Raw genomic sequence first — 22,903 nt, 5'->3', positions numbered from 1 at the left:
GAATAAATAAAGGTTTAACCCAGTAGCTCATCAAACAAATTAAAGAGCGTGTCCATTTCTTCTAGGGTGTTGTAGTGCATACAACCAATGCGTACTACTCCGCCCTTATCAAGCACACCCAGTTGTTTGCATAAACCTTGGGCGTAAAAATTACCATCCCATACACATACATGTTGTTTACCCAAAAATTCAGACACTTGGCGAGGCTCTAACCCTTCAAAGGTCAGTGCAAACGTAGGAGTACGCTCACTTAAACGTGCTAAGTCATCAATACCAAACAATTTAATACGCGGGTAATTAACCAGACGTGTTAAAAAGTATTCACTCAGCGCCATCTCGTGTTGTTTCGTTTTTTCAAACGCAACACGTAGTTTTTCACGGCGTGAGTGACTGTCATCAAGTTCGCTAATGGCCGCAATGTAATCAACCGCCGCAATAAAGCCCGCTAGTGCTTCAAAACTTTGTGTGCCAGTTTCCCAGCGACCTGGAGCAACATCTTTTGCTGGCTCTACTTTATAAGGTGTAAACCCTTCTAAATGCGAAGCTTTACCGTATACCATACCTAAGTGCGGGCCAAAAAACTTATATGCAGAACACGCTAAAAAGTCGCAATCTAATGCTTGCACATCGATTAGTTCATGAGGGGCATAATGCACAGCATCAACATACACCAATGCACCGACATTGTGCGCAAGCTCTATAATGCGTTTAATATCGTTAATAGAGCCTGTGGTATTTGATGCATACGTAACAGCAACCAATTTAGTGTTAGCGTTTAATAAGCTTTCAAAATGCGCCATATCTAAACTACAATCGGCTTCGTTAATCAGCGCTGTGTTAACCACTGCACCTTTATCTTCAGCGGCTTGCTGCCAAGACGATACATTTGAAAAATGATCTGCATTAGTCACAATAATTTCATCGCCTGCTTGCCAACTGCGTGAAATCGCGCGGCTGAAGCTAAACGTAAGGCTAGTCATATTAGGGCCAAACACAATATTTTGTGCACTCGGCGCATTTAACAAATCAGCCGCCGCTTGACGCGCATTAGCCATCAGTTCAACCGTTTTGTCACTTGAGAAAAACGCACCGCCCAAGTTTGAATTGTAATGCCCTAAATAAGCAGTCATGGCACTGAGTACCGGCTGGGGTACTTGTGAGCCACCAGGTCCATCTAAAAACACCGGTGACTTGCCATCAACCGTTTGCATTAAAGCGGGAAATTGCGCGCGCAATTGCATTAAATTCATTTTATTTCTCTTAAGCAGTTAGTACAAAACAATCCAGGTAACCTGGTTTGTTGGCATCAATTTTGTTCATTGGCGTGGCGTTATGCCATACCTGACGGTCATTAATTAGTGCGAACATGCCGTCTTTTATTTCCATTTTAAAACACGGTTCAGCTTGTTGGTTTTCATAAACCAATAGCTCACCACCTTCTAAATTTTCATGAGAAACACCACATACGCATACATGGTCAAACCCGTCTTGATGCACACCTTCAGGAGCCGCAGGCGTATCGCTATCAATGGCAAGCATTCTAAATTGGTGAATTTCAATATCACGATCTGCATCAATACCGGTAATCGCACAAAATTCGCTAACAATATTTTTCATACCCTCAGACTCAAGCAAGCTTTGCTCTAAATTTTCGTAAGTACGTTCAACATTACCTTGAAAGGTATTAATTGAATCGTCTTGCACAAACGCTTTAGTCGCTTGAAGGTTGAGCTCACCATTTTGTAGTTTAACTACTGAATAACGGCGTTTGCGAAACGCACCATCTGCATATGGATTTGCAGGTAAGTTATCAAAAGAAGGCTTAACCAAATCAATGTTGGCTTGGTTAATAAAACGAAGTTGCAGTAAATTCTGGTTGTTTAATGCGGTCATAAAATCCTGCTTATAATAATGATAATATTGGCAGGGATTTTAATGCATATAGCGAGGATTTTTTGCTTTATTATCCAACTCAAAAGCAAATAATAATTAAATTTAATTCAATATAAGATTATTAAAGCATGAATAATCCAAATTAAATTTAAACGATAAAAAACCCGCCGAAGCGGGCTTTTCATTCAAACTCTATTAATTATACAGCTTGCTGAATAATTACGTTGTCTGCTTTTTTAGTGTACTGAGGCATACGGTGGAAGTTCAAGTAACGGTAGGTATCTGCTGCCGTTGCATTGATTTTCGCTGCATATTCTTGGTACTCAGCCGGAGTAGGTAATTTACCTAAAATTGCCGCTACTGCTGCCAGCTCTGCTGAAGCTAAGAACACATTTGCGCCTGTACCTAAACGGTTAGGGAAATTACGTGTTGAGGTAGATACAACCGTTGCTTTATCTGCAACACGTGCTTGGTTACCCATACACAGTGAACACCCAGGCGTTTCAATACGTGCTCCAACACGACCAAAGATACCGTAGTAACCTTCGTCCGTAAGCTGGTCTTTGTCCATCTTCGTTGGTGGTGCAACCCAAAGCTGTGTTGGGATACGACCTGTAAAACCATCGAGTAATTTACCCGCGGCGCGGAAGTGACCAATGTTAGTCATACAAGAACCGATGAATACCTCATCAATTTTCTCGCCTGTCACGTCAGATAGTAAACGCGCATCATCAGGGTCATTTGGCGCACACAGTACTGGCTCTTTAATGTCAGCTAAGTCGATTTCAAGCACATGCTTGTACTCTGCATCTTTGTCCGCTTCCATTAGTTCTGGGTTAGCTAGCCATTCTTGCATTGCTGTAATGCGGCGCTCAATCGTACGAACATCGCCGTAACCTTCAGAAATCATCCACTTGAGCATAACAATGTTAGACTCAAGATATTCGCTGATCGACTCTTTAGAAAGCTTAACGGTACAACCTGCAGCTGAACGCTCAGCTGATGCATCTGATAGTTCAAATGCTTGCTCAACAGTTAAGTGCTCAACTCCTTCAATTTCTAGTACGCGACCAGAGAATTCGTTGATTTTACCTTTCTTCTCAACTGTTAATAGACCTTCTTTAATACCGTAGTAAGGGATGGCATGAACAAGATCACGTAAAGTAATACCTGGTTGCATTTCACCTTTAAAACGAACCAATATTGACTCAGGCATATCAAGTGGCATAACACCCGTTGCTGCTGCAAATGCGACCGCACCTGAACCCGCTGGGAATGAAATACCTAATGGGAAACGCGTATGTGAATCCCCCGTACCTACGGTGTCTGGTAATAACATACGGTTTAACCAAGAGTGAATTACACCATCACCAGGGCGAAGCGATACACCACCACGGTTCATGATGAAATCAGGAAGTGTATGATGCGTGTTTACATCAATTGGTTTAGGGTAAGCCGATGTATGACAGAAAGACTGCATTGTTAAATCTGCAGAGAAACCTAAACAGGCTAAATCTTTAAGCTCATCACGTGTCATAGGACCGGTGGTATCTTGCGAGCCAACAGTGGTCATTTTAGGTTCACAGTATTGGCCTGGGCGAATACCGGTAACGTTACATGCTTTACCCACCATTTTTTGCGCAAGCGTAAAGCCTTTATCTGACACTTCAGTAACTGCTGGTACTTTAAATACGTCAGTTGCACCTAAACCTAGTGATGTACGTGCTTTGTCTGTAAGTCCGCGACCAATGATCAGTGGAATACGACCACCAGCACGAACTTCATCAAGAATGACCTCTGATTTAAGTGTAAATGTAGAGATCACGTCATCAGTACCGTGACGTTTAACAACACCTTCATAAGGGTAAATATCGATTTGATCACCCATGTTGAATTCATCAACATTTAATTCGATTGGTAATGCACCCGAGTCTTCCATTGTATTAAAGAAAATAGGCGCAATCTTATTACCTAAACAGACACCACCTACGCGCTTATTTGGTACAAATGGGATATCAGCACCCATAAACCAAAGCACAGAGTTAGTTGCAGATTTACGTGAAGATCCCGTACCAACAACATCACCTACGTAAGCAAGTGGTAACCCTTTAGTTTTTAATTCTTCAAGTTGAGTGACAGGACCTACTTCACCGTTTTTGTCAGGATTAATACCATCACGTTCTGTTTTCAGCATCGCTAATGCATGAAGCGGAATATCAGGGCGTGACCATGCATCTGGGGCTGGTGATAAGTCATCAGTGTTTGTCTCACCAGTAACTTTAAATACAGTAACCGATATCTTTTCAGCAACAGCTGGCTTATTAGTAAACCATTCTGCTGCAGCCCAAGACTCAATGATTTGTTTGGCGTATTTATTACCTGCTTTTGCTTTTTCTTCTACATCGTAAAACGCATCAAACATTAATAAAGTGTTTGCAAGGCCCTTAACTACGATTGGCGCTAACGCCACGTCATCAAGTAAGTCAACCATAGGCGCGATATTGTAGCCACCAAGCATAGTACCTAGCAATTCAGCTGCTTTTTCTTTAGAGAGAAGTGGAGAAGCGGCTTCACCTTTAGCAACAGCCGCTAAAAACCCAGCTTTAATATAGGCTGCATCATCAACACCCGGCGGTACACGGTTGATTAATAGTTCTAGTACGAACTCTTCTTCACCTGCCGGTGGGGTTTTAATTAGCTCGATAAGATCAGCCGTTTGCTGAGCATCTAATGGCGCTGGTACGATACCTAACGCGGCACGTTCTTCTACGTGTTTACGATATTCTTGTAGCACAGTATTGCCCTCTTGGTGACGTGAAAGTACTCGGAAGTGTTTATAAAACAAACCATAACCCAATACTTATAGTATTCTAACGCTCGATTATAAAGCTTTTATGCATAGATTAAAATCCATCCACTTAGGCAGCTAGTTATACCGATTATTAATAATATGAATAGTGAATTTCATAAAGTCAACTTTCATGAATACTTATTAGCAGCCATAAAAAAACCCAGCCTAAGCTGGGTTTTTTGTAAAGTAGCCGTTCTATTTACGTTTAACTTTTACGCGTTCAACGGTTGATATATGCGCTTCAACGCGGCGGTTTTCTGCATGCGCTTCTGCCGTATTCGCTTTATTTACAAGACGCTCTTCACCATAACCTATCGTGCTGATACGCTCTCTTGAAATACCATCTTTTACTAACTCATCGGCAACATCGTCTGCACGCTTTTGAGAAAGCTTTTTATTGTAGCCAGCATCACCTACTGCTGAAGCATGACCCTCAAGTAATACAGTTGTATCTGTATACTCTTTCATAAATTTTGATACCGCAGCTATATCATCAAAATATCTTTGTTTAACAATGGCTGAGTCATGTGGGAAAGTGACTAATAGCTTAGTAGTTACTTTAGACTCTTCGTATAAAGTGCACCCGTCACTATCAACTGCATCTGTTATTGGTGTGTTGGCGCATTTGTCATTAGCATCAATCACGCCGTCGTTGTCACTATCTAAAGGAGCAACTACTGCAGCTTCAACTACAGGCTCAGGAGCAGGCTCAACTGGTGCTACTGGCGCTGATTTGTGGCCAAAGAAGTAGTTAATACCTAACTTTGCGCCAACATCTGTGTAGCCTTTATCTAAACCTTGGTAAACACTGGTTTCAGCATTTACAAAGAAGTTATCTGTAACAAAGTGTCGGTAACCTACACCCGCATTTACGAACGTGTTGTCATCAACAACATCAATATCTTTCAGACCGAATAAACCGTAAAAAGGACCGCCGCCAAAGTGGTAAAGCGCATCAATACCGTAACGTTCGCCGTCAATATCGTTGCGATTGTTAAGTACTTTGTCATGTGCATTAAAGTCTAAGTCTGCGTATTCTAAACGCGCGCTCCAGTAATCATTAAAGCGGTAACCTAATTCAGCACCCCAACCTGTTGACTCGTTAACGTCAAGGCCAGCTTGATCACGCATGTTTTTCCACGAAGCATCGTAGTAGTCACCAAACGCACCGATGTAAAAACCTTCTTGTTCGGCAGCAAAAGTTGATGCGCTAGTTGCAGCTAACGCAATGGCAATTGTAAGTGATTTCAATTTCATTGTTTTCTTCCCATTTTAACAACTAAAAATGTAGCTAAGCATTGCTAGCCCTTCTAACTTACCTATACAGTAACTGAGCCTTTGTTAATCAATACTTAACGCAAATATATTTTTCCAATATCTAGGATAATAAAACTAGCCCATAAAAAATGTTACTAAACAAAGACTAGTTCAAAAAGCAAACAATCGCTTTAAACCCCATACGATTACTGGCCTTTGTGGGTATCATGGTATCACCCGCTCATAGTTTGCTCTATGAATGAACATCTCCGTGGTAAAAAATGACCTTTTATATTCATTTTCAAATGCAAAAATTAACACTTAAGTACCACAAAAAGTACGGTAATTCTTATCATCTTCAGGCGGCTGTTGAAACTCTGTAGCTTGAATATTGCTTGTGTAAGGGCTCGACATCACTTTGCTAAAACGACTGAGTAGCTCACTATCCCCATGCGTAGTGAACTGAGAAATAATCTCTTCAATAATATGATTACGGGGAATCACAGCCGGATTGGCTTGTCGCATCACTTGATAGCTGTGCTCATTAGTTCGCGTTTGCCATTTCTGTGCCCAAGAGGCGAGTACTGATGGTATTTCAGCTTGCCCATTTAACGACTCAGTTAACGCATTAAAAGTGTTGGTATAATCAAGCTGGTATTCTTTTAATAACCCTAGCAACTCTCCCACTAGCTCATTATCTTTATCGTCAGTGACTGTTAGCCCTAACTTTTGTACCCACATAGCACTAAATTGCTGATTAAACTGAGTCGAAAAGTCTGCAATAATAGGTGTCAGCATTGCTACGGCTTGCTCATCGTCGTCACTTATTAGTGCCATTAGACTCTCTGCTAAGCGAGCACAGTTCCAACTCGCCATGTTTGGCTGATTACCAAATGCGTAACGCCCTTGCTTATCAATAGAGCTAAACACGGTATCAAAATCAAACTGGTTCATCATGGCACATGGACCGTAATCTATGGTTTCACCACTAATTAAGGTGTTGTCGGTATTCATTACCCCATGAATAAACCCCACCCTCATCCAACTTACGACTAAGTTAACTTGATTGGTTATCACTGCGGCTAGAAAATCCAAGTATCGCTGGGCGCCAGTGCTGTTAATTTCAGGGTAATGTCTTTGAATGGCTAGATCGGCTAAGTTTTTTAGACTGGTCAAATCGCCTTGGGTAGCTAAATATTGAAACGAGCCAACTCGAATATGACTACTCGCGAGTCGCGTTACAATAGCGCCAGGTTGCGGCGGGTTACGATAAACAGTTTCACCACTACCAACCACGGCTAAACAACGCGTAGTAGGAATGCCAAGCGCATGCATTGCTTCGCTCATTACGTACTCACGAATAGCAGGTCCTAATGCACAGCGCCCATCTCCACCACGCGAGAATGGCGTAGCGCCAGCGCCTTTTAATTGCAAATCCCAAAGCTGGTTTTTATCATCACTGATCGCGCCAAGTAAATGCGCTCGGCCGTCTCCTAAGCGTGGAGAAAAATGACCAAACTGATGACCCGAATACCCTAATGCAACTGCAGAAACTGCTTGAGGTTCATTTCCACTGAATATATTTGCCCGAGAATCAGCATTCACTTGTATATTAAATTGCTCAGCTAAGGGCTCATTCCATAACAATAACTGTGGCGCTGTCACCTTGGCTGGATGATCGCTAATAGCAAACCCCTCACCAATATCGGTATACCTTGGCACTAATTTCATGTTTAATCCTATTGTTTTTGGCTGATACCTACGCGATTGTCGCCTACACCATAAGCGACAATTAAGCTTAGCTCTTGCATGCTTAAGCCGCTTTGCTGCTGCAGTTCATTAAAGAATGCCTGCGCCGCACTTAGTGACTTTTTAGTTTGTAATCCACCATCTATAATTTTATGTGCACGCAAATAGCTTTCTACATCTCTTGAAAGTAAAAAAGTATCTTTTCCTAAGGCGCGCAGTGCATAAGGGCCGGTATTACCACCAAGCCTTGCACCATGCTTTTTTAAATATGCCCACAAGCCAATAATATCCTCACTTGGCCAGTTAGCAATAAACTGACTAAAGCTGCCGTGTTGCTCTGCAACTTCGTGGATCATATACGCATTATCAGTAATGGTTTTTACTTTTTTATAATTGCGCACAATCCGTTCGTCACTGGCTTTTTGTTCTAACATGTCTGGTGGCATCATCAATAATTTTTCAACACTGAAATCCCAGAAAACCTCTCTAAATCCGGCCCACTTACTGTTGATCACCGACCAATAAAAACCACTTTGAAAAACTTTCCGAGTAAATTCTTCTAGCCAATCATCATCACTTAATGTGACGAGTTGCTTTGTTGATAAAGGTTTTTCGAGTAACAATTTAAGCATTTTTTCAGAGCCCTTTCGCTCCACTGCACGCTTATAAATATCGCTAAATTTTTCCATCTGCTTAATACCTTACTTCGACCATGAAACTAGTTTACGAGAAAAGCAGCCAATACGTAACCGTTGCTATTATCGATGAACTATTCTGTATTTAGTCACTTGACACCTAGACGGCTAAAGTGGTTTAATCGCCACACTTACCCTATTACATTGTATTTGCTAATTGATTTTTCAATAGCAAATGCAAAGGGCTGGAAGAGGTGCGTTATTCAGGTAGCGTATGTTAGGAGCGCAAACTCCATTGAGCATACGTGAGGGGAATTAACGCCGAGAGGTAACACTTTTTTGTGAAAGATTACTTCGGGCGACTAGGTTGAATCCTAGCGACTGTCACCAATAACATATTTGGTGGAGAGCTTCTGGTCTTAGTATAATAAGGCCGTGCGCCCTATTAATTAAGCCCATTCGCTCTTCGAATTATAAATACATTCAAAGAGTCCGGCACCCTAAATACCCGCCAATAACTCGACGAATGCCCTATAAGTTCGTGAGAGATGATCAACAACTTCAATATTAACAATTTACATTTATGGACTGCGCTGATCACCCCATTTGATCAAAATGGCCTAGTTGATTACGCAACCTTAAATACCTTGGTAGCCGAGCAAGAAGCCGCTAACAATGGCATTTTATTACTTGGTAGCACTGGCGAAGGGTTAGCCCTGACCCTAAAAGAGCAGCAAGCCATCGTAGAGCATGTCTGCCAATTACAGCCGAGCGTCCCGCTTATGGTCGCAGTCGGTGGTAGTAACTTAAAGCAGCAGCTTGAATGGGTTAACTACTGCAACCAACTGCCTATTCATGGTTTTTTACTTGGCTCGCCTTTGTACGCCAAACCAGGCGCTCTGGGGCAAACGCATTGGTTTGAAAGCCTGCTAGATGCCAGTTCTCACCCTTGTATGCTTTATAATGTGCCAGGACGTAGCGCAGTTAGCATTCCTATTGCAACCATTGAAAACCTCAAACAACATAAAAATTTATGGGCACTTAAAGAGGCCAGTGGCTGTATTTCTCAATTTGAAGCTTATCGACAAGCAGCGCCTGAATTAGCCATTTTTAGTGGTGACGATGCCCTCATGCCTTATTTTGCCCAAGCAGGTGCAAGAGGTTTAGTGTCGGTTGCAGCCAATGCATGGCCAGTGCAAACCCATGAGTTTGTACAGCGCAGTTTAAGCGGCCAACACCCTAATCTTTTTGCCCAGTGGTCTAGCGCTATCAATAGCTTATTTTCAGTAGCAAACCCTATCCCAGTCAAAGTGTTAATGCATTTACAAGGGCGTATTAGTAGTCCGTATTTACGTCCACCTTTAACACACCTTGAGCTGACACACACAGATGACATTTCATCGGCAAACAACACCATTTTATCTTGGCATTAAATACAGGTTTTTATAATGAGCTGGTTAGAACTATTAAATAATTTAGAAACGGGCGCGGTTCGCGCAGCAACACAAGACGAAAACGGCCAATGGCACGCTAACGTAGAAGTAAAACAAGGCATTTTAGAGGCGTTTAAAAACGGCACTAACATGGAGTTTCCTGGTGGCTTTGTTGATAAACATAATCTAGCGCCGCAATGCTTTGAAGCCACAGCAGGCGTTCGCATGGTGCCAGGTGGTTCAAGTGTGCGCCGAGGTGCACATGTTGCCAAAGGCACTATTATTATGCCACCTGCGTACGTAAATATTGGCGCCTTCATTGACGAGGGCACTATGGTAGATAGCCACGCATTGGTTGGCTCATGTGCGCAAGTGGGTAAAAATGTTCATTTGAGCGCCGCGGTACAATTAGGCGGGGTACTTGAGCCCATTGGTGCCAGCCCTGTAGTCATAGAAGACGATGCATTCATCGGTGCAGGCTGTGTGATTGTTGAAGGCGTGGTAGTTAAAAAAGGCGCGGTACTTGCCCCTGGTGTTCGCTTATCGGCAACCATCCCTGTTTATGACTGCGTTAATGAGCGTCAGCTTGATAAAGGTGAAGCAATCCCTGAGTACGCGATTGTGATCCCTGGTTCTCGCCCTGCGTCAAACGACTGGGCACGTGCTCAAGGCCTAAGTATGTCGTGTGCCTTAATTGTTAAATACCGTGACGAGCAAAGTGACGCGTCATTACTTCTGGAAGAGGTTTTACGTTAATGACCTTTTTGAGCACGCCCGTTAAAAGCGCTATTGATGAGCTTTCGAGTAAACTCGATACTCCATTTTTTGTCTACGACCTCGACTCACTAGATGCGCACCTTGCGCACTTAGTGGCGCAAACCGAAGTAAAGCTTTGGTATGCGGTTAAAGCCAATCCCCTATCTAAAGTGATACAAAGTTTAGATAACGCTGGTTTTAACTTTGATGTTGCAAGTAAAGGCGAACTTGAGCAAGTACTTGCCCAAGGAATTAACAGCGAGCGCGTGCTCAACACGGGTCCTGCTAAAAGCCCAAAACAAATTAAACATTTTATTGCACGTGGCGTACGCACCTTTGTGGCAGAAAGTCTTAATCAAGTTCGTTGGCTCAACGAACAAGCCAATGCCCAGCAGTGCCAGTTGCAAGTATTACTGCGCGTTCAATTACGCTGGCCCGAGGGTGATAAAAACCCACTTGGTGGTGATAGCCTTACTCCATTTGGCTTAGGGTGCGATGAATGGCAATCGCTAAATACTAAAGACTACAAAGCATTGAGCTTTGATGGCCTACATATTTTTCAGTGGGGTAACATGCTCAGCAGCGACAAACTTGCAGATCTGTGGTCGCAAATGATTACACCACTTACAGTCCTTACTAATAACTTAAATATAAACCTGAATATTTTAGATTTAGGTGGCGGTTTAGGTATTCCTTACACCCTTAATGACCCGACTTTAAGCTGGGATGCATTAATAGCAGCCCTTGCAAAGATTAAACGCGATGCGGGTGTTAAAGAGCTGTGGATGGAACTAGGTCGCTATGCTGTCGGCGAATGCGGCCACTACGCCACACCTGTGGTTGAGCGCAAATTAAACTACGGCCAACAACAGGTGATTATGAGCGGCGGCATTAATCATTTATTGCGCCCTGCGGTCACTAGTCAAGATTTCCCTGCGCGTTTATTACGAGACTCAAACGCAGCAAACCAAGCAATGAGCCTATACGGACCTTTATGTACGGCGCTAGATTGCTTAGGGGAACACCAATTGCCGGGCGATTTAAATGAACATGACTGGCTGGTGTTTAGTCAATGCGGTGCGTATGGTTTTACCGAAAGTATGCCGTATTTTTTGTGCCATGAACTGGCCGGTGAATATGTTATACACCATGGCGAAATAATTTGTATTCGCCAAGCAGAAAATGCAAGCCACTACTTGAGGTAAAAAAGATGAATAACACCACAGCTATAAGCCAGGAAAATATTGTAGTTGGTGAAGTGGCAAATGGCCTACCAATGACTATTCCTGTTTATCGTTTAAAAGGCGATGGCACGGGCCCAAGTGTGTATATACAAGCTAATATGCATGGCGCCGAAGTGCAAGGCAACGCGGTAATTTATCAACTACTTGAACAGCTAAAAAGCCTTGATTTAAAAGGTGATATTACCTTAGTTCCCTACGCTAACCCCATTGGCTGTAATCAAAAGTCAGGCGAATTTACGCTTGGCCGATTCGACCCTATTACCGGTACGAATTGGAATCGTATGTATCACTGTAATAATCAGCTTGCATCACAGTTTGCAAAGCAATACTGCGACGCTGACGATATAGTTCTAAAAACAGCGTTTAAAGCCGCGTTAATTAATGACGTTGAACAGCAACTCAATGGCCCAGACTATCGTTTAACAACGGGTAAACGCATAGCGCTAAACTTACAAAGACTAGCGCATCAAGCTGATATTGTTTTAGATTTACACACCGGCCCTATTTCTAGTCAGCACTTATATTGCCCAGAATATGCCACAGAAAGTGCCCGTTACTTTAATATTCCCCATGTGTTAGTGATCCCTAATGACTTTGATGGGGCAATGGATGAAGCGAGCTTTTGTCCATGGTGGCAACTTAGCGAGCAACTTGCTCAGCAAGGCCGAAATTTTAACGTACAAGTTGAAGCCTTTACGGTAGAGCTAGGAAGCCAAGAAAAAATAGATTTAAGCGCTGCACTAGACGATGCCAATAGTATTTTAAGTTATTTAAATCATAAGAAAGTATTTGTTGATGCCTCCTACAAGCCAAAGGTGATGACAAGGTATGGCTGCCAACTAAATGATTATATTGCTTACTATGCACCTATGGGTGGCATGGTTGAATACTTAGCCCCTCTTGGTGGGCACATTAAAGCGGGCGAACCTATAGCTAAAATACTGAGAATGGAACGCTACCTAAGCGAACAACCACTGCAAACATTAAGCTTTGATCTTGATGCGATTGCGATATTGCATTTTGCCTCAGCTAGTGTGAACCAAGGAACTGAACTTTATAAGTTTTTTACAAACGTTTTTGAGCTTTAGCTCACCCCTTCTCATTGCGTGAGAGTCTAACTAGCGAACTATTAGCTAGTTATCCAGTAAAAGCGACTTAGGTCGCTTTTCTTTTTGCTTTATTAAAGTTCAGGACAAATTCACCGTATACGTGTTAAAAATGCGTTATAATCACCACAAATCTGTTACTTCCCTCACTTACAAAGGAATTATAATGAGTTGGCGCCACTGGATACTACTCTCAACATTACTAAGTACTGCTGTTATTGCTGAAGAAACAGCAAAAAACGAGCAAAACAATGAACTTGAGCTGGTTAAACAATGTATATTAAATGAAGTGATAGGTGGAGACGGTAAGCAAACCCTCGATCAATTGCGCGAAAAATGCTCTGCAGTTGAAGAAAGCAAGCAGCTAACAGCTATCGATAAACGCCAAGCCCGTGAAGCGGTTGGCAAAAAGAATCGTAATGTAATTACGCCGCATAAACGTAATTATATTTTACCGGTTTCTTATATGTCGAACCCAAACACTCGCCCGTTTGATGGATTTGCAGAATTAACCGATAAAAAAGATGGCGACCCTCTCGATAACCTAGAAGCTAAATATCAGTTATCAATTAAAGTACCTTTGTATGATGAGTTTGCCGACTCAGACCAAGCTATATTTTTTGGCTTTACTCTGCAGTCATACTGGCAAGTATACAACGACGATATTTCTTCTCCCTTTCGAGAAACTAATTACGAGCCAGAAATTTTCTGGATTAATTACTTAGACCCTGAAAACGTTTTATGGGGCGATGAAATGGCAATAGCCATTGGTATTTCACACCAATCTAATGGCCGTAGTCAGCCAAACTCGCGTTCTTGGAACCGTATTTATGCCGATTTCATTTGGGAAAATGACGGCTTTGTATTCAGCTTTAAGCCTTGGTACCGCATTCCTGAGAATGAAAAGCCTGCGCCGTTAGATGCACGAGGTGACGATAACCCTGATATCTATAAATACATGGGTTACTTTGAATTTGGTGGCGCGTATCGCTTTCACGATCATGAATTTAGTTTTATGACTCGTAATAATTTAAATTCAGATAACCGCGGGGCAATTCAGCTTGATTGGTCATTCCCTCTATGGGGAAGAGTACGCGGCTATGCGCAGTACTTTAATGGCTATGGTGAGAGTTTAATAGACTATAACGCCGATATTGAACGCTTTGGTGTCGGTATATTACTGACTGACTTACTGTAATAACCGCTAATAAAAAAAGCCAAGCAACTCGCTTGGCTTTTTCGTTTATTCTTATTACTTTTTAACCACAAACTGCCCTTCAAACTGAGCAACTACTTGATCACCATCAAAAATGGTTACTGGCACTAAATAGCTCGCCTTACCCGCCTCTTGTAACTCTATTAAGTTACCTTTACAGGTTTGAATATCAACACAGCCTTTAGGGTCGGTATTCAGTGGTTTTAAATATTTAATATTAGCATCGGCTAACACTATATTACCCTCAAGTCCGGCTTCTTTTAATGCTAAGTACGTTGCTCCCCAACCCGTTAGTGTAGCTAGGCTGTAAATAGAGCCTGCAAACATGGTGTTGTGTAAGTTTAAGTTAGCATTTAAATCTGCACGAGTAGTAAATTGCCAATCAGTGTAGCTTTCTACTTTTATCCCCATAGCATCACTAATAGGGATTGATTCACGCCATGTATTTTGCAGTACTTGAGTCCAATTAGGGTGGCGAAACCAACCTGGCTCACTCGGCTTGAGCTTAACCATTTTATAATGTTGAACATCACCATAGGCTAAATGCGCTTTTTCTTTATTTTCGTAGCCATGACGCTGATAAAATTCCAGAGCACGTTCGCGAGCAAACAGCACTAATTCATCAGCATCTTGATTCCACGCTATTTTTTCTAGCTCATGTAATAAGCGGCTACCAATATGTTGATTACGGTTACCCTCTGCAACCGCCATATAACGTACTTGAGCTTGTTGCTGATTATTAAAGTGCAAACGCGCCACACCCAATACTTCACCTGCTTTATTTTTAATAAAGCGGTGTTCAGCTTCTTGCTCTAAATCGTCTTGCTCAGAACCACGAGGTTCGCCCCATGGTGCACGTAAAACTTGCCAGCGTAATTGATAATAGGCTTGCCAGTCTTCACTACTTTGAGGGGTGCTCACTTGAAACATACAGACTCCATAAATTAAAAATGTAAAAATATTACGCTGTGCATTTTGTGAAAAACACCATACTCGATCTGGGTAAAACTGCAAATACGACTTTGGTTTCCTATAAATGACTGTAAAAAATTAATGACAAAATCGATTGCGCTTTACCCCTGCTGGTTTATGCTCAATATCATGAATAAATATATCCATGGTAGCAGTGGCCTGATAAGCAGGCACTTTATTGAGCATAGTTCATCGCTAGGCCAGTTACTTTATTGGCATAATCAACATGGCATAAATATACAAGTTCGAGAGCATCAACAGCTGCGCTGGCTACTTATTAACAACACCTTGCAATCAGTTATTTTAACCCGGAGTCCACAAGTATTACTGTTTCCTCACCTTGCTTATTTAGCAACGGTTTGGCAGCAACGACCAGCGCCTAAAAAAATACTTGAGCTCGGTTTAGGTGGTGGTGCTATACGTAACTACTTATTACAACAGTACCCTCAAGCGCAGCTAACTTCAGTAGAAAAAAACCCTCATATAATTGACTGTTACCAAGATTTTTTTGCCCTTAATGAAAAGGGCCAAATTTATTGTGAAGATGCACAAACAGTTTTGAAGTCAGTGGTGAATATAGATTGGATTATTTTAGATTTATTTAGTGAACTAGACGCCCCTAGATTCTTATTTGATTTATGTTTTTATCAAACAATTTATGAGGCGCTTGCTCAGCGGGGCATCTTATTTATTAACTTTTTATCGCAACATAGCTCCCAACTTACACAGCTACAACTTGTGCTTAAGCGCGTGTTTGGGGAAGCAGTTAGTATTAAAAAGATCACCGGATTTGTGAATCACATTGTGGTTGTTGAAAAAACACTTTAAGCGGTTAAGTTAAAGGTAACCGGACCGTCGTTACATAAACTAACCTGCATATCGGCTGCAAATACACCGGTCGCTACCTTTATACCGAGTAATTTAGCCTGCTCAACAAAGTAATTATATAATGCTTGCGCTTGGTCTGGTGTGGCTGCCGATGAAAAACTAGGACGCATGCCTTTTTTGGTATTAGCTGCAAGTGTAAATTGCGATATGACTAATAGTTCGCCTTGTATATCTTTGAGACTGAGGTTCATTTTATCATTTTCATCGCTAAAAATTCGATAATTACTGACCTTGTGTAATAGTTTATCAGCAACACGCTCATCATCTTCTTTTTCAACACCAAGCAGTAATACAATACCTTGTTTTATTTCACCAACAATCTGTTTTTCTATTGCTACGTTGGCGTGTGTTACCCGTTGAATTAGTCCTTGCATTTATTCACTATCCTCCGCTCGTTGCTCTTTTTTATTGTAATGTTGCATGTTAATACACACAGTAAATTCAGCACCTAGTAGCACTACTACCCACGACAAGTATACCCATACAAACAAAATAGGAATGGTTGCTACCGCACCATAAATCACTTCGTATGATGGAAAATGGCTAATGTACAAAGCAAAGCCTTTTTTGGTTAACTCAAATAACATTGCAGCAAACAGTGCACCAGGAATAGCGGCCCTAAATGAAACTCGCGTATTCGGCACTAAGGTATACAGCATGATAAAACCAGCCATAGAAATAGCATAAGGGAGTAGTTTTAATAAAAAACCACTAAACCCAGGGATCCCCTGATCGGCGAACGACACTAGTGACACAATATAAGAGGTGACACCAATACTCGCACCCAGTAGTACAGGTCCCAAGCTCAGTACCATCCAATACACAGCAAATGATATCATCATTGGGCGTTTTTTCTTTACTCGCCAAATACGGTTTAGCGTGGCATCTACATTGCGGATCAATAGCAACGCAATAGCGGCTAAAAAGCCAATACCAACAGCCGTCATTTGATTAGCATTACCAGCAAACGAGCTAATATGCTCTTTAATAACATCGGAAGAAGTGGGCACAAAGTTAGTAAATAAAAAACTTTCAATGGCTAAACGGGTCGATTCAAATCCAGGAAAAGCAGAGAAAATTGCCACACCCACCGCTATCAACGGAACCAACGATAACAAAGTAACGTATGCTAAATACCCTGCATTAATGGTTATTTGATCGTCTATACAGCGATTAAAATATTGCATCCACCAGCCTGGTTGCTGTTTTAGAAACGCCTTAACTTGCTGTTTATAATGGGAGAGCTTATCATTCATACAATTAACTTTGTTGGTGGGCTTTTGATTATAATAACAATCAAGGCCATAATTTACAGCATTAACACTCGTAAATAGGAATTCAGATGAAAAAACAAACATTATTAGGGACAGCCATACTCTCGTTAATGCTGATGCTTTCAGGTTGTCAGTCGGCTTATTATTCGGCAATGGAAAAAGTAGGTGTTCATAAACGTGACATTCTTATTGATCGCGTTGAAGAAACGAAAGACTCACAACAAGAGTCGCAACAAGAATTTCAATCAGCACTCGAGCGCCTAACTACCTTAATTAATTTCGATGGCGGTGAGTTGCAAGATGCTTACAATCAACTTAATGACGATTACGAGTCGAGCTTAGCGGCGGCAAACGAAGTATCAAGTAACATAAATAAAGTAGAAGATGTTGCTGATGCGTTGTTTGATGAGTGGAGCGATGAGTTAGAGCAATACAAAAGCGCCTCACTTAAGCGTCAAAGCAGTAAAAAACTAGCTGCAACACAGCGCCAATTTAGCCAATTACTTCGCTCAATGCGCAGCGCTGAGAGCAAAATGGAGCCAGTATTATCGTCTTTACAAGATAACGTGCTTTACTTAAAACATAACTTAAACGCACAAGCGGTAGCCGCCATAAAAGGTGAGTTTACTAACCTTAAGCGTGATATTCAGTTACTCATGAATGACATGAATAAGTCGATTGAAGACTCAAATAAATTTATTGAGCAAATGAATACCGTGGGCTAATTACTATAAACCCGTTTAATAAGCCTACTAAATTGTAGGCTTTTTTATTGTTACTTTTTGTTACCTTTAAGCTCTTCGTTAATCCGCTGTTGTTGTTATACTTTTACAAAATAATAATTAGAACAGTAAAATGAAGTTTAAAGCTATTACCCTAATACTTGCATGCACAATGCTCAGCGCCTGCCAAACAGCTAACCATGTTGAAGTTATTGCAGGGGAGCAAACCATTACCCCGCTACATAAAGATGGCGAGCGAGAAGGACGCTTTCATAACCTCTACCCCGGGGAAAAAACTTACCCGACTACCTGTGAAAGCAACTGCTATCCAACTAGCCCAAAACTACAATGCGAAAAAGACAGCGAAAACTGCCAATTTATTGGTGAGCAACAGCCTATGAATTTAAATACAGGCTTTAGCTTACGCTGGCTGGGACATGCTGGGTTTATGATCCGCACGCCTAACGGACAGCAAGTGTTACTCGATCCTGTAAAAGAGCAGTTTGACTCACCTGTAGATTTAGCATTTAGGCTAGCCTCTGGGTTTTACCGACAACCCGGCGATTGGCTCACAGATAGTGAGCTAAAAAACTTAGACGCTGTGATGTACTCGCATATTCATTACGATCATTTTAATAAAGCAGATATAGAAGAGCTCGGTAATCAACCTCGCTACTTAACACCACTAGGCATGGCCGACAACTTCCCTACAGGCGGGTTTAATATTAGTGAAATGGCGTGGTATGCAAAAACAAATATTGGCGATTTAGCTATCCATGCCTTGCCTGCTCATCACTTTAGCAGCCGTGTATTAGTACCCTTTATTTATGAAGACAACGATAAAGACTTATGGAATGGCTGGCTACTTGAACAAAATGGCAGCTCCTTATTTTTTGCAGGCGACACTGGCTATTCAAAACACTTCAGCGATATACAGCAAAAATATGGCAATATTGATGTGTGCTTAATACCTATAGCTTCTTACTACAGCGAAGATAACCCTAAATGGTATCGTTACGTACATACAACCCCTGAAGACGCTCTAACAGCAGCACAAGAGCTTAACTGTAAAATAATGATACCTTGGGGTTATGGTAACTCAAGTTGGAAAATGGGCGACCACACTAGTCATTCAGCCTTACTGCGTTTATTGTATATGCACAAAAAAATGGACTCGAAAATACCTCTACATATTTTAAATGAAGGTGAAAGCATCGCGTTATAATCAAGCTAGCATAATATTAGTAATAACTTCCCTGCTGAACTATGTTTAATTAACTAAACAGTGAGGAGGTTTTATGTTTCTTGTACGACTTATTTACGCCAGCAAAATAAGTAGTGATTTTGGGCCTGAAGATATAGAAAATATTTTACAAAGTGCTAGAACCTATAATGTAAAAACAAACGTCACCGGCATGTTATGTTTTAGCAATGATTACTTTTTACAATGTCTGGAAGGTTCTAGAACGGCAGTAAATAACACCTATCAACAAATATTAAACGACAAGCGTCACCATAATGTAATTATGCTCAACTATACCCAGCTTCCCGAAAGAGAGTTTGAAAAATGGTCAATGGGCTATGTACCGCAATCTAAGTTAACCGAATCACTGAATCTCAAGTTTTCAGGCTCTATTGATTTTAATCCTTTTAAAATGTCTGGAGAAAGTGCGCATTTATTAATGCTGACATTAAAAGACTGTATAGCAAGCACAGTCAGTTAATATAAAAATAGACTATGAGATTGTTTTTGATTGCTATTTAAGTCAAGCTAAATCACCCTTAGTTGATGAGATGATTAATGAAAAAAACACTACTCGCTTTTAGTTTACTACTTAGCCACCCACTCATGGCTATTGACGTTAGTCATACACCAACAGCCATTGTTATTGATGGTGTTTCTGAAAGTGCATGGGATAGCGCCACTTGGCATCCTATGCCACACCTAATGGATGGTACACTTCCCTCATCAGATGTTGACTTTAAAGGTCGCTATCGTCTTTTATGGGATAAAAACTACTTATATTTGCAAGCCGATATTGCTGATGATGTACTAATTGATACGCACCCAGATCCAACGGTAAAATATTGGGATGATGATGCCCTCGAAGTTTTTATTGATAGTGACGCATCGGGTGGTAATCACCAATTTAACCATACAGCATTTGCTTATCACATTGGCCTTGATAACCAAGCTGCCGATTATGGGCCTGATAAAAAAGGGCATTTATATACCGACCATTTAGTTAGTAACTGGAAACGCAATACCACTGCGCCCTATAACATCACTTGGGAAGTGGCAATAAAACTCTACCCAAATAATTTCCAACAAGGCGCGCAAAATACACCGCTTAAATTAACTGAAAAACAAGTTATTGGTTTTATGCTCGCCTACTGCGATAACGATGGCAGTGAAGTGCGCGAGCACTTTATGGGTTCCCACGAAGTACAGCCTGTTAACGGCAGCCGCAACCTCGGCTATATTGATGCCGACGTGTTTGGCAAAATCACCTTACTACCGAAAAAGTGAAAAAGTTGGCGCGTAGGTTGGGTTGAGCGCAGCGAAACCCAACGAAAAAATACCCTGCTAACAAACATTGAAGCTTTGCATTACCGGCTGCTTTAAGCCCTGCCTCTTTTACTTCTCATTCTCTTCTCTTTGTGTAAATATTTTTAAGTGAATTTTTTACAAAGAGGGTAAGAGGCGCTGCGCTTTTAGCGATCAATACTGATAACTAAAAACTGAAAGCTTCTCTTACTTTAAAAACAAAAAAGCCGCTGTATTTTGCAATACAGCGGCTTTTAAAATCATTATTCTAAATTAATAGATTATGACTTAGGAGCACGACCCGCACGTTTACGCTCATTTTCAGTTAAATGACGCTTACGAATACGAATGTTCTCAGGTGTAACTTCTACTAACTCATCATCAGCAATAAACTCAAGCGCTTGCTCAAGTGAATAGTTAAGTGCTGGTGTTAGTGTTTGTGCTTCATCTGTACCAGATGCACGAACGTTAGTAAGTTGCTTACCTTTAAGCGCGTTAACTGTAAGGTCGTTATCACGGCTATGAATACCGATAACCATACCTTCATAAACTTCAACACCGTGACCGATAAATAAACGGCCGCGCTCTTGTAAGTTAAATAATGCGTTAGTAAGTGCTTTACCTGTTGCGTTAGCAATCATTACGCCGTTCTTACGAACACCTAGCTCGCCACCTTTGTGCGGACCGTAGTGGTCGAACGTATGGTAAAGTAAACCAGAACCCGATGTTAATGTCATGAACTCAGTTTGGAAACCGATTAAACCACGGCTTGGGATCATAAAGTCCATACGCATACGGCCTTTACCATCTGGTGCCATGTCAGTAAGTTCACCTTTACGAAGACCAATTTGCTCCATGATAGAACCTTGATGCTCTTCTTCACAGTCAATAGTTAGTGTTTCATACGGTTCTTCTAACACACCATCAACAGTACGTAAGATTACTTCTGGACGAGAAACAGCTAGCTCGTAACCTTCACGACGCATGTTCTCGATTAATATACCTAGGTGTAACTCACCACGGCCAGATACACGGAAGCTATCTGGGTTATCTGTATCTGCAACACGAAGTGCTACGTTATGCACTAGTTCTTTGTCTAAACGCTCACGAATATTACGTGATGTTACAAACTTACCTTCTTTACCACAGAAAGGAGAGTTGTTTACAGAGAACGTCATTGTTACTGTTGGCTCATCAACACTTAGTGGTGGTAATGCTTCAACGTTGTTAGGACAACAAAGCGTATCTGAAATCTTAAGCTCGCCTAAACCTGTTACTGTTACGATGTTACCAGCGTAAGCTTTATCAGTTTCAATACGTTCAAGGCCTAAGTAGCTTTGTACTGAACCAATCTTACCGTTACGAGTCGTACCGTCTGCACTGATAACCGTAACTTGTTGGTTAGGTGCAACAGAACCACGTTTAATACGACCAATACCAATTACACCTTTATAAGAGTTGTAATCAAGCTGTGAAATCTGCATTTGGAAGTCACCTTCAGGATCTGCATCCGGTGGTGATACTTCGTCAACGATCATCTTGAACATAGGTTCCATGTTATCTGATGCTTCGTCTAAATCTAATGTAGCCCAACCATTGATTGCTGATGCGTAGATTACTTTAAAATCTAACTGCTCATCAGTTGCGCCTAGGTTGTCGAATAAATCAAAGATTTGATCCATAACCCAATCAGGGCGAGCACCTGGCTTATCAATTTTATTGATAACAACGATTGGCTTTAAGCCTTGCGCGAATGCCTTTTGCGTTACGAAACGCGTTTGTGGCATTGGGCCTTCTTGAGCGTCAACAAGTAGTAGTACTGAGTCAGCCATCGAAAGTACGCGTTCAACTTCACCACCGAAGTCGGCGTGTCCAGGAGTATCTACGATATTGATATGGTAATCATTCCAAGATATAGCGGTGTTTTTCGCTAAAATGGTAATACCACGTTCTTTTTCAATGTCGTTTGAATCCATCACGCGCTCTTCATTACCGCCGCGTGTTTCTAATGTACCTGATTGCTCAAGTAGTTTATCAACCAGTGTTGTTTTACCGTGGTCAACGTGGGCGATAATTGCTATATTTCTTAACTTTTCGATACTCATATGTTCACTCAGAGAAATTGAATCTCATTGATCCTGCAGGGGCTATACGTTCTCACCTGCGCTTTCACGAGATGTCCCAGCATAGGATTTAAAAGGGCGCATATTATCCCCTATAAATGGAATGGATGAAAGTTTATCCAAAATAAAATTTCAAACTTTCTCAATAAAATGAATAACCCTTTGTTTTAAAATAATTAATTTTGATGATTAATTTTTATAAATTTATCTAAAAAGGTGGTTTTGAGTTAATTTAA

The 22,903-nt window shown here is 41.3% G+C and carries 20 protein-coding genes and 1 riboswitch; of the genes, 10 read left to right on the top strand and 10 right to left on the bottom strand.

Going from position 1 to position 22,903, the window contains the following annotated elements; genetic code table 11:
- Positions 1-14: 14 nt before the first annotated feature.
- The 6 genes from AB8618_RS00390 to AB8618_RS00365 all read right to left on the bottom strand — a co-directional run bounded on the left by AB8618_RS00390 (position 15) and on the right by AB8618_RS00365 (position 8,439).
- On the bottom strand, positions 15-1,250 hold the full coding sequence (locus AB8618_RS00390; RefSeq protein WP_413401105.1) for a cysteine desulfurase-like protein: 1,236 nt from the start codon (positions 1,248-1,250) through the stop codon (positions 15-17).
- Between the two features lie 10 nt (positions 1,251-1,260).
- Positions 1,261-1,893: a 2OG-Fe dioxygenase family protein gene (locus AB8618_RS00385; protein ID WP_138606691.1), complete on the bottom strand. Its 633-nt coding sequence runs from the start codon at positions 1,891-1,893 to the stop codon at positions 1,261-1,263.
- A 199-nt stretch (positions 1,894-2,092) separates the two neighbouring features.
- The gene (gene acnB / locus AB8618_RS00380; protein WP_418157349.1) at positions 2,093-4,687 is read right to left on the bottom strand and encodes a bifunctional aconitate hydratase 2/2-methylisocitrate dehydratase; all 2,595 of its coding nucleotides are present in this window, start codon (positions 4,685-4,687) and stop codon (positions 2,093-2,095) included.
- Between the two features lie 252 nt (positions 4,688-4,939).
- Positions 4,940-6,001, bottom strand: coding sequence for an OmpA family protein (locus tag AB8618_RS00375; RefSeq protein ID WP_413401104.1), 1,062 nt, complete (start codon positions 5,999-6,001; stop codon positions 4,940-4,942).
- Positions 6,002-6,322: 321 nt separating this feature from the next.
- A complete protein-coding gene (locus AB8618_RS00370; protein WP_413401103.1) occupies positions 6,323-7,732 on the bottom strand; it encodes a protein adenylyltransferase SelO in 1,410 nt (469 codons plus the stop codon).
- Between the two features lie 8 nt (positions 7,733-7,740).
- Positions 7,741-8,439, bottom strand: coding sequence for a DNA-3-methyladenine glycosylase I (locus AB8618_RS00365; RefSeq protein WP_055012467.1), 699 nt, complete (start codon positions 8,437-8,439; stop codon positions 7,741-7,743).
- Positions 8,440-8,626: 187 nt separating this feature from the next.
- Positions 8,627-8,806: riboswitch (Lysine riboswitch) on the top strand.
- A gap of 127 nt (positions 8,807-8,933) precedes the next feature.
- On the opposite strand from AB8618_RS00365, the gene dapA reads away from it, so the two are divergent.
- The 5 genes from dapA to AB8618_RS00340 all read left to right on the top strand — a co-directional run bounded on the left by dapA (position 8,934) and on the right by AB8618_RS00340 (position 14,122).
- On the top strand, positions 8,934-9,818 hold the full coding sequence (gene dapA / locus AB8618_RS00360) for a 4-hydroxy-tetrahydrodipicolinate synthase (RefSeq protein WP_413401102.1): 885 nt from the start codon (positions 8,934-8,936) through the stop codon (positions 9,816-9,818).
- Between the two features lie 15 nt (positions 9,819-9,833).
- Positions 9,834-10,574, top strand: a complete 741-nt coding sequence (locus AB8618_RS00355) for a 2,3,4,5-tetrahydropyridine-2,6-dicarboxylate N-succinyltransferase (RefSeq protein WP_109875684.1) — start codon at positions 9,834-9,836, stop codon at positions 10,572-10,574.
- Positions 10,574-11,779 carry a PLP-dependent decarboxylase gene (locus tag AB8618_RS00350; protein WP_413401101.1) on the top strand — a complete coding sequence of 402 codons (1,206 nt, stop codon included), beginning with the start codon at positions 10,574-10,576 and terminating at the stop codon, positions 11,777-11,779. The genes AB8618_RS00355 and AB8618_RS00350 overlap by 1 nt, the downstream gene beginning before the upstream one ends.
- Positions 11,780-11,784: 5 nt before the next feature.
- Positions 11,785-12,906, top strand: coding sequence for a succinylglutamate desuccinylase/aspartoacylase family protein (locus tag AB8618_RS00345; RefSeq protein ID WP_413401100.1), 1,122 nt, complete (start codon positions 11,785-11,787; stop codon positions 12,904-12,906).
- Between the two features lie 184 nt (positions 12,907-13,090).
- Positions 13,091-14,122, top strand: coding sequence for a phospholipase A (locus tag AB8618_RS00340; RefSeq protein WP_055012465.1), 1,032 nt, complete (start codon positions 13,091-13,093; stop codon positions 14,120-14,122).
- 54 nt (positions 14,123-14,176) lie between these two features.
- Here the strand turns inward: AB8618_RS00340 and AB8618_RS00335 are convergent, their stop codons facing one another.
- Positions 14,177-15,070, bottom strand: a complete 894-nt coding sequence (locus tag AB8618_RS00335) for a bifunctional GNAT family N-acetyltransferase/hotdog fold thioesterase (protein ID WP_010392028.1) — start codon at positions 15,068-15,070, stop codon at positions 14,177-14,179.
- Positions 15,071-15,193: 123 nt separating this feature from the next.
- Here AB8618_RS00335 and AB8618_RS00330 point away from each other — a divergent pair, with 123 nt between their 5' ends.
- Complete coding sequence (locus tag AB8618_RS00330; RefSeq protein WP_409424391.1) at positions 15,194-15,940, top strand: spermidine synthase; 747 nt, start codon at positions 15,194-15,196, stop codon at positions 15,938-15,940.
- Here the strand turns inward: AB8618_RS00330 and dtd are convergent.
- Both dtd and AB8618_RS00320 read right to left on the bottom strand, forming a co-directional pair.
- Entirely contained in the window at positions 15,937-16,374 is a 438-nt protein-coding gene (dtd, locus tag AB8618_RS00325) for a D-aminoacyl-tRNA deacylase (RefSeq protein ID WP_010392023.1), read from the bottom strand. The two genes, AB8618_RS00330 and dtd, sit on opposite strands and share 4 nt — an antisense overlap.
- Positions 16,375-17,256, bottom strand: coding sequence for a virulence factor BrkB family protein (locus tag AB8618_RS00320; protein WP_413401099.1), 882 nt, complete (start codon positions 17,254-17,256; stop codon positions 16,375-16,377). It lies immediately after the preceding gene.
- 86 nt (positions 17,257-17,342) lie between these two features.
- Between AB8618_RS00320 and AB8618_RS00315 the strand changes: the two genes are divergently transcribed.
- From AB8618_RS00315 to AB8618_RS00300, 4 genes are all read left to right on the top strand, one after another.
- The gene (locus tag AB8618_RS00315) at positions 17,343-17,999 is read left to right on the top strand and encodes a DUF2959 domain-containing protein (RefSeq protein WP_413401098.1); all 657 of its coding nucleotides are present in this window, start codon (positions 17,343-17,345) and stop codon (positions 17,997-17,999) included.
- A 130-nt stretch (positions 18,000-18,129) separates the two neighbouring features.
- Positions 18,130-19,221: an MBL fold metallo-hydrolase gene (locus AB8618_RS00310; RefSeq protein WP_413401097.1), complete on the top strand. Its 1,092-nt coding sequence runs from the start codon at positions 18,130-18,132 to the stop codon at positions 19,219-19,221.
- Between the two features lie 73 nt (positions 19,222-19,294).
- Positions 19,295-19,720, top strand: coding sequence for a BLUF domain-containing protein (locus AB8618_RS00305; RefSeq protein ID WP_413401096.1), 426 nt, complete (start codon positions 19,295-19,297; stop codon positions 19,718-19,720).
- Positions 19,721-19,797: 77 nt separating this feature from the next.
- On the top strand, positions 19,798-20,526 hold the full coding sequence (locus tag AB8618_RS00300) for a CBM9 family sugar-binding protein (RefSeq protein ID WP_413401095.1): 729 nt from the start codon (positions 19,798-19,800) through the stop codon (positions 20,524-20,526).
- Positions 20,527-20,825: 299 nt separating this feature from the next.
- Here AB8618_RS00300 and typA read toward each other — a convergent pair whose 3' ends face one another.
- The gene (gene typA, locus AB8618_RS00295) at positions 20,826-22,649 is read right to left on the bottom strand and encodes a translational GTPase TypA (protein ID WP_010392008.1); all 1,824 of its coding nucleotides are present in this window, start codon (positions 22,647-22,649) and stop codon (positions 20,826-20,828) included.
- Positions 22,650-22,903: the final 254 nt, after the last annotated feature.

The organism is Pseudoalteromonas sp. RW-H-Ap-1 (assembly GCF_048318575.1).
Lineage (GTDB): Bacteria > Pseudomonadota > Gammaproteobacteria > Enterobacterales > Alteromonadaceae > Pseudoalteromonas.
The sequence above is the reverse complement of the archived record's forward strand: the minus strand, read 5'-3'. Positions and strand labels throughout refer to the sequence as shown.